Source organism: Pseudomonas sp. DCB_BI, assembly GCF_026240995.1.
Taxonomy (GTDB): Bacteria; Pseudomonadota; Gammaproteobacteria; order Pseudomonadales; family Pseudomonadaceae; genus Aquipseudomonas.
In genome coordinates this window covers 175,739-188,957 of record NZ_JAPFCG010000013.1, presented here as the reverse complement: position 1 = coordinate 188,957, position 13,219 = coordinate 175,739, and the positions used below count along the sequence as shown (strand labels likewise).

The 13,219-nt window shown below is 53.5% G+C and carries 11 protein-coding genes; all 11 read right to left on the bottom strand.

Going from position 1 to position 13,219, the window contains the following annotated elements; genetic code table 11:
* Window positions 1–196: 196 nt before the first annotated feature.
* Entirely contained in the window at window positions 197–1,078 is an 882-nt protein-coding gene (gene rfbA, locus OO258_RS16055) for a glucose-1-phosphate thymidylyltransferase RfbA (RefSeq protein ID WP_266031532.1), read from the bottom strand.
* Between the two features lie 8 nt (window positions 1,079–1,086).
* Complete coding sequence (gene rfbD, locus OO258_RS16050; RefSeq protein WP_266031530.1) at window positions 1,087–1,992, bottom strand: dTDP-4-dehydrorhamnose reductase; 906 nt, start codon at window positions 1,990–1,992, stop codon at window positions 1,087–1,089.
* Window positions 1,989–3,059, bottom strand: coding sequence for a dTDP-glucose 4,6-dehydratase (gene rfbB, locus OO258_RS16045; protein ID WP_266031528.1), 1,071 nt, complete (start codon window positions 3,057–3,059; stop codon window positions 1,989–1,991). The genes rfbD and rfbB overlap by 4 nt, the downstream gene beginning before the upstream one ends.
* Window positions 3,060–4,004: 945 nt before the next feature.
* Window positions 4,005–6,002 (bottom strand): polysaccharide biosynthesis protein, encoded by a 1,998-nt coding sequence (locus tag OO258_RS16040; RefSeq protein WP_266031526.1) that lies wholly within the window; start codon window positions 6,000–6,002, stop codon window positions 4,005–4,007.
* A gap of 160 nt (window positions 6,003–6,162) precedes the next feature.
* Window positions 6,163–7,341: a DegT/DnrJ/EryC1/StrS family aminotransferase gene (locus OO258_RS16035; RefSeq protein WP_266031524.1), complete on the bottom strand. Its 1,179-nt coding sequence runs from the start codon at window positions 7,339–7,341 to the stop codon at window positions 6,163–6,165.
* Window positions 7,342–7,425: 84 nt separating this feature from the next.
* A complete protein-coding gene (locus tag OO258_RS16030; RefSeq protein ID WP_266031522.1) occupies window positions 7,426–8,046 on the bottom strand; it encodes an acetyltransferase in 621 nt (206 codons plus the stop codon).
* A complete protein-coding gene (locus OO258_RS16025; RefSeq protein ID WP_266031520.1) occupies window positions 8,046–8,636 on the bottom strand; it encodes a sugar transferase in 591 nt (196 codons plus the stop codon). Before OO258_RS16025 ends, OO258_RS16030 begins: the two co-directional genes overlap by 1 nt.
* A complete protein-coding gene (locus tag OO258_RS16020) occupies window positions 8,633–9,859 on the bottom strand; it encodes a glycosyltransferase family 4 protein (RefSeq protein WP_266031518.1) in 1,227 nt (408 codons plus the stop codon). The genes OO258_RS16025 and OO258_RS16020 overlap by 4 nt, the downstream gene beginning before the upstream one ends.
* The gene (gene wecB / locus OO258_RS16015) at window positions 9,856–10,947 is read right to left on the bottom strand and encodes a non-hydrolyzing UDP-N-acetylglucosamine 2-epimerase (RefSeq protein ID WP_266031516.1); all 1,092 of its coding nucleotides are present in this window, start codon (window positions 10,945–10,947) and stop codon (window positions 9,856–9,858) included. The genes OO258_RS16020 and wecB overlap by 4 nt, the downstream gene beginning before the upstream one ends.
* Window positions 10,944–12,059, bottom strand: a complete 1,116-nt coding sequence (locus OO258_RS16010; RefSeq protein ID WP_323054383.1) for a glycosyltransferase family 4 protein — start codon at window positions 12,057–12,059, stop codon at window positions 10,944–10,946. Before OO258_RS16010 ends, wecB begins: the two co-directional genes overlap by 4 nt.
* A gap of 20 nt (window positions 12,060–12,079) precedes the next feature.
* Window positions 12,080–13,213 carry an N-acetyl sugar amidotransferase gene (locus tag OO258_RS16005; RefSeq protein ID WP_266031514.1) on the bottom strand — a complete coding sequence of 378 codons (1,134 nt, stop codon included), beginning with the start codon at window positions 13,211–13,213 and terminating at the stop codon, window positions 12,080–12,082.
* Window positions 13,214–13,219 lie beyond the last annotated feature (6 nt).

Here is a 13,219-nt window from a genome sequence, read left to right as displayed (position 1 = left end):
GAGCGATCGGTCTCCCCGGAAGTGCTTCTTGAACCTGACGAGAATAACCTCTCTGGCCAGGTCAGACACAACATACAAGGAGCGAGCGCAGCTCGCGATGCGCCGCGCGGGCGGCGCTCGATCTCACAGGCACAGAGCCCGAAAGCCCTTGAGATAACCAGGCCTACACCTGGGAAGGTCCATGATATAGCGCAGGTCAAAATACCTTAACTTCAAGCAAGTTTCTCAAGTACTGCCCGTAACCATTCTTCAGCAGCGGCTGGGCAAGCCGCTCAAGTTGCTCAGCATCGATCCAGCCCGCGCGATAGCAAATCTCTTCAGGGCAAGCCACCTTGAGACCCTGGCGCCGCTCCATGGTGGCGATGTATTGGCTGGCATCCAGCAGGCTGTCGTGGGTACCGGTATCCAGCCATGCATAACCACGCCCCATGATCTCGACCTGCAGTTGCTGTTGCTGCAGGTACAAGTTATTGAGGTCGGTGATTTCCAATTCGCCGCGTGCCGACGGTTTAAGCTGCCTGGCCAAGTCGACGACTTGGTTGTCGTAGAAATAAAGACCGGTGATCGCATAGTTGGACTTCGGGGCTTTCGGCTTTTCTTCAATCGACAGTACGCGCCCGCTGCCATCGAACTCCGCGACACCGTAACGCTCCGGGTCCTGGACGTGATAAGCAAACACGCTGGCCCCCGACTGCCGCTGGCCAGCACTCAGCAGCAGCGACTGGAAGTCGTGGCCATAGAAAATATTGTCACCCAGCACCAACGCCGACAGGGCGTTGCCAATAAAGTCTGCCCCGATCGTGAATGCTTGGGCCAAGCCGTCCGGGCTAGGCTGCACGGCATAAGAGAGGTTGATGCCCCAACGGCTACCATCACCCAGCAGTTGCTCGAAACGCGGCGTGTCCTGGGGCGTGGAGATGATCAGAATGTCACGAATGCCGGCCAGCAGCAGCGTGCTGAGCGGGTAGTAGATCATCGGCTTGTCGTACACCGGCAACAGCTGCTTCGATACAGACAGCGTGGCGGGGTGCAGGCGAGTGCCAGAGCCACCGGCCAGAATGAGTCCTTTACGTGCCATAACTATTCCTAACGCCGGATTTCGTCCAGCATGCGTTGCACACCTTGTTGCCAAAGCGGCATCTTGAGATTGAAGGTCTCTTCCAGCTTAGCCAATGCCAGCCGAGAATTTAGCGGGCGCGGAGCCGGCGCCGGATAAGCTTGGGTACTGATTGCACCCACCTGTTCCGCGGACACCTTCAAGGCCATGCCATTGCGCCGCGCCTGCGCCAGTACGAACTGGGCATACCCGTGCCAGCTGGTTTCTCCGGCTGCCGCAAGATGGTAGGTGCCGAGCAAAGGGCTCGCATCCTGCACACTGAAGAGCTGCCGCACGATATGGGCGGTAACATCGGCGATCAACTCTGCGCCAGTGGGGGCGCCATACTGGTCTGCCACCACATTGAGCGCGTCGCGCTCGGCCGCCAGGCGCAACATGGTTTTGGCAAAATTGTGGCCGCGCGCGGCATACACCCAACTGGTCCGCAGCACTACGGCAGAGGCACCGCTGGCCTCAATGGCGAGCTCGCCATCGAGCTTGGTACGGCCATAGACAGACAGCGGGCCGGTGGGGGCATCCTCTTGCCACGGCGCCAGGCCACTGCCATCGAACACATAGTCTGTGGAGTAGTGGATCAGCCGTGCCCCCAGCCTGGCGGCCTCACAGGCCAAAAGGCCCGGCGCATCGGCATTGATGCGGGCAGCCAGCTCTGGCTCGCTCTCAGCTTTGTCCACCGCCGTGTAAGCCGCAGCGTTGACGATCACATCCGGGGCCAGCGAGCGCACCGTCGCCGCCAGACCATCGAGATTACTCAGGTCCCCGCACAACTCACCCTCGCCCTGGCGGTCAAGCGCAATCACCTGGCCTAGGGGTGCGAGCGCGCGCTGCAACTCCCACCCCACTTGTCCGTTCTTCCCCAACAGCAAGATTTTCAAACTTTGTCAGCCCCATATTGCTGCGCGACCCAGTCGCGGTAGCTGCCGTCCATGACGCCTTTGACCCAATCCTCGTTATCCAGGTACCAGGTAACCGTCTTGCGAATGCCGGTTTCGAAGGTTTCGGCAGGCTTCCAGCCGAGTTCGCGCTCAAGCTTGCGAGCATCGATGGCATAACGGCGGTCGTGGCCTGGGCGGTCGGTGACGAAGCTGATCTGGCTGGCGTAAGGCTGCCCGTCAGCCCGCGGACGAAGTTCATCGAGCAGCGCACATACACGGTGGACGATGCCCAGGTTGGGCATTTCGTTCCAGCCGCCGACGTTGTACACCTCACCCACCTGCCCTGCATCAAGCACTCGGCGGATGGCGCTGCAGTGGTCCTTGACGTATAGCCAGTCACGAATCTGCTGCCCATCGCCATACACCGGCAGCGGCTTGCCAGCCAAGGCATTGACGATCATCAGCGGGATCAGCTTTTCGGGAAAATGCAGCGGCCCGTAGTTGTTCGAGCAATTGGTGGTGAGCACCGGCAAGCCATAGGTGTGGTGATAGGAACGCACCAGATGGTCGCTGGCCGCCTTGCTGGCAGAGTACGGGCTGTTTGGCTGGTATTGGTGGGTTTCGGTGAACGCAGGTTCGCCGGCTTTCAGCGAGCCATAAACCTCGTCGGTAGAAACATGCAGGAAGCGGAACGCCACCCGCGCTGCCTCATCCAGGCCATGCCAGTAACCCCGCACGGCCTCCAGCAACTGGAAGGTACCCATCACATTGGTGTCAACGAAAGCCTGAGGCCCGTGAATGGAGCGGTCGACGTGCGACTCGGCGGCGAAATTGAGCACAGCGCGGGGGCGATGCTCTGCCAACAGCCTTTGCACCAACGGCCCATCGCCGATATCCCCATGTACGAAGACATGCTGCGGGTTACCCTCAAGGCTAGCCAGGCTCCGCAGGTTACCGGCGTAGGTCAGCTTGTCCAGGTTGACGATGGGTTCGCCTGACTGGCTTACCCAATCCAGCACAAAATTCGCGCCGATGAAGCCGGCGCCGCCGGTTATCAGGATTGTCATAGGCTTGACGCTTCTCGAGTGGATGTCGAAGGATGTTGTTGGCGCAATTCTAGACGGGAACGCTGACGCGTGTGGCGGTAAGACACCGTTCACGCATTTGACGGTTGTTCTGTCATTGACCGCGAGGCAAAATACGAAACTTTCTCAAGAACGCCATCTGGGCTCACAGGGATGTCTATGCCTTCTATATTTCCTTCGGTCGCTGTTGCGGCCTTGTTCGCTTCCACGCCTGTCTGGGCACAGTCCACGCAGCTTGCTCACCAGGTGATCACGCCCAGTGCTTTCCTGGGGGTGGATCTGCAAGGGGATTTTTTGACCCAGGTGCCGGAGTGTGCAACGGGGGATATACGCCCTACCGAGCCTTGCCGCGTTGCGACGGAGAAAGCGGGACGCTTTGAAGTGCGGGGGTTACCGTATCTGCCTATTTCGCCGGGGTATAAGTTGTTTGCAACGGTGGAGGGTGGAGCTGTTAGTCAGTTGGTGTTGACGGGTAATGCTAATAATTTGTACCTGGTCAAAGAAATGCTGACTGATAAGCTGGGGCAGCCGTCGGCTAGCGGGAGTCATTGGGTGAAGTTGAAGTCCGGGGCTTCGTATGAGGCTGAGGTTTATAAGTGGAACGCTGATGGAGTAGCCATTGATTTTGGCCGAAACCTTAGTGATCTGGGGCGGTATTCGGTTACTTTCTCTACGTCGATGGTCGGGACGGACGTGGGCCAGCTTGAGGCCTTGCCATCGACTGATAGCCCCAACTTGTAAGATGCCAGCACGCAAGCTTGAGGAAAGACATTGTAAATAACACCTGGCGAGTAAGGCCAAGGATTGGTACGCACCATGAGCGTGGAATCAGCCTTGGTACGGTCCTACACCGTCAGGTTTAGCATCGATTGGCACAGATACAGGGCATAATCAGAAGTCTAAGAATGCCGATTAGCCCTGATAGACTCAGATGTCTCTCAAACGCTGTTGATACACCCAATCTACAATCTCACCCTCTGGGGTGTAACCGCTTACCACCTCCCTTAGCAACTGACGAACTACATTGAAGTCCTCGATTTCAACTGCCTTAAGTAGTAGCGTCAGGCGATCCTTGAGCACGTCCCAATCTAAAAAATCTTCGCTTGCTGTCAGAATCATCGGGTGCCGGGTAGGAGAGACGTTGTCGCCAATCAACAGCTCTTCGTAAAGCTTTTCCCCTGGCCGCAGTCCAGTGAATTCAATAGCGATGTCCCCATGGGGATTTTTTTCGGACCTTACACTCAAGCCCGAGAGGTGGATCATCTTCTCCGCCAACGTCGCAATTCTTACAGGTTCGCCCATATCCAAGACGAATACATCCCCGCCCAACCCCATTGACCCAGCCTGGATCACCAGCTGGGCGGCTTCGGGAATAGTCATAAAGTAGCGGGTAATTTTTGGATGAGTGACCGTCAACGGCCCCCCCGCTTGGATCTGCTTATGAAAAAGAGGAATTACAGAGCCAGACGAACCAAGGACGTTGCCAAAGCGCACCATTGTGAAACGCGTTTTATTCACTCTGGCAACATTACCGGAATCACCAAATAGTACGGGTGCGACCTCCTTGCTCAAAGCCTGCAAAACGAGCTCAGCCAAACGCTTCGTGCTCCCCATCACATTGGTAGGCCGGACTGCCTTATCAGTCGAAATTAATACAAAGTTCGCCACATTAGCCTGAAGCGCCGCCTGCGCCGTATTCAACGTGCCAATGACATTGTTCAAAACGCCTTCAGCAATGTTGTGCTCAACCAGCGGAACGTGCTTGTAGGCAGCTGCGTGATAAACAGTGTGTACGCCCCACATTGTCATGGTATCGATCAAGTGCTTCTGGTTTCGAATTGAGCCCAGAAACGGTACCAAGCGCACAGGAAGAGACTCACGTCGTATGCGCTGTTCCAACTCACCGTGGATGCTGTAGAGGTTGAACTCACTATGCTCAAACAGCAATAACGCTTTGGGCTCAAGCATGAGAATTTGACGGCACAACTCCGAGCCGATCGACCCGCCTGCTCCTGTCACCATGACAACTTGACCGGTAACGCAGTGAGCAAGCAGATCCTCTTGGGCCGGAACCGCGTCGCGCCCTAACAAGTCAGCGATATCGACTTCTTGGATATCATCAACTTTAACTCGGCCACTGGCCAGATCCATGAAGCCAGGAACACTGCGAACATGCAGAGGGAAATTCTCAAGCAACCCCAATATTTCTCGACGACGTGCACGACTAGCGGACGGGATGGCCAAAAGGATTTCTTCGGCTCCTGTCACTTCGATCATCTTCTGAATGTCATTGCCACGAAACACCTGAAGCCCAGAAATAACCCGATCCGTGACACTCTCATCATCGTCGATGAAAGCAACGGGGCGCATCATACGACCAATTCGCAGGGCTGCGACTAACTGATTCCCCGCGGCCCCTGCACCATAGATCGCAACCTTCGGTAGACCATTGTCACGATTGGTGAAAGGCACATGCTGTCTGGCGGCAAACCAATCACCTAGGAAATATTGCCGCATGATCAAGCGGAGCCCACCGATCAACACTAGACTCAACCACCAGTAATTGAACACAATGGAGCGGGGAACGATTGCTGTGTGGTTGCTGTGCCAATAGACGACCAAAGCTAGAATTAAGGACGATAGCGATACCGCTTTGCCGATTGCAATAAGCGCGTCATTGCCAAAATAGCGCATAACCGCACGGTACATACCGAAACGGATGAAAATGGGTATAGCGATGATCGGCGCAGCCAAGAACAACCAGTAGTGCAAGCGTAGTGGGTGATAGATTTCATCTATTCCAAGACGAACCAAAAACGCAAGCCATAAGGCAAACCAAACCAACAGCACGTCAGTTACGACCTGAAGGGCGCGTTTGTAGCGCCGGGGCAACAGCAGCATCCCCGTACGCAGCTTATCCGTCATCCGCTTACTCTCCTGATTACGAACCAAACCAGATCCCTTCCTATCACATTTTTCCATACGAGCTTCTTGCGCTCGGCGGGTGAACCGACCGAAAACAAGAAATCACAATAAGGGCGCCACCTGTTCCGCGTATAGCCCATCAGGTGGACGCCTCAGAATTTCATCGGCGAGCAGCGTCTTGCATGACCTTGATCAAAACATTGCAACTCTTGTCGATCTCGGCCGCCGTCAAGGTAGGATGGACCAGGAACATCAGGCTGGTTTCGCCTAATTCACGGGCCACCGGCAAGCGTTGCTGCGGTCGCCAGCCAGTGTCGTCGAAAGCTTTTTCCAGATAAACCTCAGAACACGAACCAGAGAAACACGGCACACCTAACGAGTTGATTTCGTTCAGAATACGATCACGAGTCCAACCCTCTGCGAGCTTATCTGGCTCCACAAACACATAGCACTTATAGGCCGCATGCACGCAGTCGTGCGGAATTTCAGGAACTCGCAACCCAGGTAGCCCTTTGGCGCAATCCCAAATGCGACGAGCATTTTCCAGTCTCGACTGATGCCACTGCGGCATACGCTTCAGCTGAATTCTGCCGATGCCGCCTTGTACTTCAAGCATCCGCCAATTGGTACCGAAACTCTCATGCAGCCATCGGAACCCAGGGGCATGCTCACGCTCATAAACAGCGTCCCAGCTCTTGCCATGGTCTTTGAACGACCACATTTTCGACCATAGCTTGCGGTCATTCGTGGTGACCATGCCGCCTTCACCGCCAGTGGTCATGATCTTGTCCTGGCAAAACGACCAAGCGCCAATGTCGCCAATGGAACCAACAGGTCGGCCTTTGTAACGTGCGCCATGCGCCTGTGCGCAATCCTCTATCACCCGGACACCATGTGCAGCCGCGAGAGCCATGATCGGGTCCATGTCACATGGCCAACCCGCCAGGTGAACGCAGATGATGGCCTTCGTGCGTGAGGACAGCACCGCGGTGATAGTGGATACATCGATATTTTGGGAGTCGGGGTTTACGTCGGCAAAGACCGGAACAGCACCAGCATTGATTATGCTAGACACCGAGGCGAGGAACGTACGGGAGGTCACGATAACCTCGTCACCGGCCCCGACCCCTAGGGCCAACAGAGCCAGATCTAGCGCCACTGTGCCGTTGGCGACAGCGACTGCAAAACCGGTTTCAGTCCAAGCAGCGAATTCACGCTCGAACTGACGGCATTCCTGTCCTGTCCAGTAATTGACTTTGTTGGACAAAATGACATCACGCGCGCAGTCTGCTTCTTCCTGCGAGAACGACGGCCATGGGGAAAAGGGGGTGTTCAGCATTGAATTTATCCTGATTCATTAAGCTGGCAAGCATGCAAACGGCTTTGCTACATAGTCTACAGCCGCATCATTGATTTCGTGGAATTATTCCAAGGCCCGGGCAGGCACTCCGATCACTGTCATCCCCTCACCTACATCGGATACGACTGCAGCTCCAGCGCCTACCACTACATTCGGACCGATGTTGATAAGTTGCTTTACACAGGCGCCGATGCCCACCCATGAGCACTGACCTATCGTGACACCACCCGCGAGCCGCGCGCCCGGGCTGACATGGACAGAATCAGCAAGGAAGCAGTCATGATCAACGCTGCAACCCGTATTCAAAATCCCCCCCACCCCCACAGAGGCGCCGGCGTTTAGGACCGCTCCGGCGAACACCACGCTTCCAGCCCCAATCTTGGCATGCCGACTGACGTATGCGAGCGGATGGACAAGGGTAGCCAGCGTCGCCCCCTGTTGGACCAAAGCTGCGAGCTTCGCCTGGCGAATAAGGTTATTACCGATGGCCACCACCACCCCGTCAAACGCTTGAGCGTTGCCCAATAGATCTTGGCCCGTACCAACTACATCCCAGACACCATTGGAAGTACGAGAAGGCCATGCGTCGTCAAAAAACAAGACCTCTGTCCAGCCACAAACCTCCGCGGTGTCTGCAACTACCTTTCCGTGCCCACTGGCACCAAGGATGGCAAGTCTTTTCATCACTTGTTGCCCGTGAATTTCGACATGGTGGCCTCGCCGCTGGCGCTAATACCGTCCTTTTTTACAACTTTCTTGATGGTCAAAGCGATGATCTTGATGTCCAGCCAAAGCGAGCGATTTTCGACATACCAAACGTCCAATTCGAACTTTTCTGGCCAGCCTAACGCGTTTCGACCATTGATTTGAGCCCAGCCAGTTACGCCCGGCCGTACCTGATGACGTAAATATTGCCGCTCGTTATAGAGTGGAAGATATTCCATCAACAACGGCCTGGGCCCAACAAGACTCATATCACCTTTAAGCACGTTCCACAGCTCAGGCAGTTCATCCAGACTGCTGGAACGCAGAAAGCTACCGAATGGCGTCATGCGCTGTGAATCCGGCAATGGATCACCATTGCTGTCGCAGGCATCGCGCATAGTGCGGAATTTGATCATCTCGAATGGTTTGCCGCCTAATCCCGGGCGGACCTGGCGGAACAACACCGGCCCCCCCAGCCTGCGTTTGATCAGGACAGCTACGACCAAGATGACCGGAGACAACACGATCAACCCGATCAATGACCCAGCGAAATCAATGACTCTTTTCATCTGGTGGACCCACACGCCTCGTCAAGGCAACGCGCCAAGCTACCTGCAAGCTTGTCGAAGCCATGTTCGACTTCGACATAGCGTCGACCAGCGCGCCCCATTGCAGCCCGCTCGGCAATTGGCAAATGGACCAATCGGGATACCGCATCGGCCAACGCCTCCGGGTCGCCCGGCAGGACAGTATATCCTGCGCCGGAATCTTCAATGGGGTTGTTCCCAGCATCACAGCAGAACAGAACGGGTCGCTGCCCAGCCATGAAGTCGAAGAGCTTGTTCGAACTAATACCGTACTTGAAAACAGGCGCGTTTATGAGATTGAACACAAACGCATCTGCTTGTGCCGCTAGCGCTGGAATTTCTCTTTTAGGAACCGGATCTTCGAAGCTTACACGCTTGAGGCCCAATTTTTCAGCCATGCCGATCAACTGGGTTTTACATGGGCCGTTGCCAATGATACGGAGGCGAACATTGCACATATCTGCCCTTTGCTCAATGATCTGCTGCGCACGTAACACATTATCCAACCCGTTCGCCGGGCCATGCGCACCAAAGTACATCAGCGTAAACTCATCCTCTGGCTCTTTTTCCGCAGGGCACGGGAAGTCCTGAAGGTCTACACCGTTAGGGATCCAGACAATTTTTTTCGGATCGATGCCCATGGGCACTATGTACTCGTGCGCCTTCGGCAGCAGTACAACAATGCGTTTGGCGCGCTTGTACAGCCACTTTTCCAGCACCCGAAGCGAGCGGGCGATAAAGCTCTTACGCTCCAGCCGCCCCATGTCGATCAGCGTTTCAGGCCAAAGATCCCGCACTTCGAAAACGAAGGGCACCTTATGACGCCACGCAAGCACGGCACCTGCAGCCGCTGCAAACGGGTGAACGCTCGAACCGATAATAACATCAGGTTTTTTCAAAGGCGAAAGCTTGCCAGGTTTGATGACCTGCCAAGTGTATTCCAGCATGTTACGCATACGCGCCGTGCCGTTGCCCTTGTACTCCGAAGTTTTAAGCCAGAGGAATGGAACACCGCTGTATTGATCGAGCCTAGTAGTTTCAGAATCAGCAAGCCGCTGCTTGCCAGACTGGTGCTCAACACTGGCAGCAACAATTGACGCCTCCCAGCCATGTGCCGGCAGGTTTTTCGCCAACTGATAATGCCGGGTCCCACCGGCGCCACCTGGCTCCTGGGCGTAATGGTTGAGAATCCAGACGTTCTTCATTCTACATGGTCCTCGACAAGACGCCGGATGATGAGCTCTGCTGCATTTCCCTCACCATATGGCTGTACTGCCGAGCCTTTGGTGCCCAGCGCCTGGCGAACGGCTGCGCCCACTTCGGCTGCTGATGTCGGGGATACCAGCCGGTTCCAGCCCGACTCGACCAACTCGACCCATTCGGTTTCGTCGCGCAGAGTGACACATGGAACACCGTAGAAGAACGCCTCTTTCTGGACACCTCCAGAATCTGTAGCAATGAGTGCGGCATGCTTTTCCAGCTGGACCATGTCCAGGTAACCGACTGGATCGATGAGGTGCAAGTTTGCTGGTATTTCCTGCAGTTGCCCGCGTTTTTGCAGAACCGCCCTGGTCCGCGGATGCACCGGCCAAACGATCGGCAAATCAGCAGACAAATCACGAAACGCTTCAACAATTGCGGTAAGGCGTGCTGGATCGTCAGTGTTTTCAGCGCGGTGAACAGTTGCCAGCACGAACCCGGATTCTTTCAACCCAAGCTCAGCCATGATCCGCCCGCTAGCATCGACACGTTCACCGTGAAACTTCGCGACGTCATACATTACGTCGCCCACAGGAATAATGCTGGCTGGGTTGACACCCTCAGTTTTCAAGTGCTCTGCCGCTGTAGCGGTTGGGGTGAACATCCAGCGGGAAACCCGGTCCGTAAGGATCCGGTTCACTTCTTCAGGCATGGCCATGTTGAACGAACGTAGGCCAGCCTCGACATGAGCGACTGGAATATGCAGCTTGACGGCGGCCAATGCACCAGCAAGGGTAGAATTGGTATCGCCGTAGACAAGCACGACATCAGGACGTTCTTGAAGCAATACCTTTTCGATCTCAATGAGCATTCTGCCAGTCATGTCACCATGGCTGCCGCCGTGGATATCAAGCTGGTAAGCAGGCGTATCCATGCCGAGTTCTTGGAAGAATACATCGGACATATTGGAGTCGAAATGTTGACCGGTGTGAACAACAACCTCCTCAACTCCCGGAAGCGTCGAAATGAAGTGGGACACAACACTCGCCTTGATAAATTGAGGACGAGCACCCAAAACTGTCAGAATCTTCATTTTTTCACCTTATTGGAAAGTTTTGCGTAACAAGCCAGTAACTTTTTTGACTCGTTATCCCAATTGTACTTGGCACTCACCGCCGCGCGGCCATTTTCACCGAAAGCTTTTGCTCGTTCGGGATCCTTTGCGAGCGTATCTATCGCCAGAGCAATGGACCGAGGATTCATAGGATCGACCAAAAGCCCGCAATTACTGCCATCAATAATCTGACGCCAAAGGGGAAAGTCAGAAGCAATGACAGGGATACCTGCAGACATATACTCAAACATTTTATTAGGCTGAGCATCAACATGATTGGGCAACGGATGAAATGTTACTAACCCAGCGAGTGATTTGGAAAGAACATCCTTAACACCAGTACGTTCCAATTGACCAAGCTGATTAACTGAACTCCAACCTGGAAGCTGTTTTACGCGCTGTTCTACGTCACTCTCACTGAAGCGACCCACAAGGTTAAGCCTTACATTCTCAGTGGTATGAGCAAAAGCATTAACAACTTCCTCAATACCACGTATTGACGCTACACCCCCAACATAACAAACTTCATTACTTTTCTGGTCCCATGCTAACGCAGCATCCAGCTCGCCGATCATCGGGAAATTATTAATATCCTCACAGGCTGGATTTATTCTTAGAAATTTGTCACGAATAAAGGGAGTGGCCGCAAAGATATAATCAAGTTTTTTACACGCAAAACGCTCATAAACCAAAAATGCAAAAGAGATCAAACGCATAATAACCGGCGGCAAGTATGGCTTGCTTAGCAGCTGCTTCGGCACATCCTCATGAGAATCGAAAACTACAACTTTACCAGCTCTCTTAAGCTTCAGACCGACCGGAAGCAGTTCAGGGTCATGAAACTGATAAATGTCACCTTCCACAGACAGCGCCCTGTCAAAAACACGTTTCGTAGCCTTGAAAATTCGCTGCAGCCTACCATTCGGTTTTCCAACATCTAAAATCTGCACGCCATCGACGCATTCATCACCTTTGCCATCGGCAACGATCAAAGTGACGTCATAGCCAGCCCCCGAAAGCGTCCGGCACTGTTTTTGAAAAATACGGATGTCATATCGAGAGTGGACAGAAGTTAGGTGAACAATTTTCATTATATAACTTACCTATAAACTCACGAATAGATGCGAACTTTTCTACCCAAGAGCTTTTGTACCAATCCTTGAGCGCGCTTGGCCATACTCTGTAGGCCGTCCCAATTTTTAAAATCAGAATAGTCGTGTATAGGGGTGCTCATGAGTTCCTCAAACTGCGAACGAGAGATTCTGATTTTTTTACAGAAGTACTCGATATCAGCCTCAAGCTCCTCTGGATCATATAGAGGCTCTGCAAGCTTGACCAGCGCGGCTTCACGAGTCAGCTGTCCTGATAGGATCATGCTGGAATAATGAAGCCTGCGCTTATCATATCCGAATCTCATCGGAAGATAGTAATTCTGGAATAACTTTGTAAAAATCGATTCACCGTGTTTACGCGCATACGATCGATAACCGATTGTTTCTCGGAGGTAGACTTCAGCATCCGCCTTATTGTAATTCATGTAGTTGAGCGGACGAACGGTACGCATGCCTTTAACAAAAGGATACCAGAAATAATATTCAAAAAAGCTTATAGTCTTATAGTCCTTGAGTGGGCGCTCACCATACGCCTTATGGATAGCGCGAAGATTAATTGCATCCATGGCACTACCGTGCCAGGACTCTGGAAATACCGCCTCGGTAGCGAGATTTCCTCCACTCAGGATGTACTTGATATTATTTTTAACAGCAAAATGGTACATGCTTGAGAAAAAAGCATGATCCTGGGGCACGTCCTGATTTGCTACAGCTGCACGCATGTATGCCAACTGTAAGTCCCGAACCTCTTCCCAATTCATCACGTGCGTATGTAAATCATAGCCACAGAACTTGATAATCTTTTCAATATTACTAACTGCGAGCTCACTATTCCATCCCGCATCAACATGCACAACAAGGGGCCGCAACCCATAGTCTTTTACTTTAAGAGCTAAGTATGAACTATCAACCCCACCACTCAGGCCGATGATGCAGTCATATTCTTTGCCAGCACCATCTTTTTTAATTTGAGCGATTATACTCTGAAGGCGCTGAGAACCCGAATCGTCAGAAAATAACTGGTGACTCTGAACCTGATCGAACTTATGGCAATGATTACATACACCATCATTATCAAACACAATCTGCGAGTCTGAGGTATCCATTACACATCGGGTACATATCTGAGTCACAACACC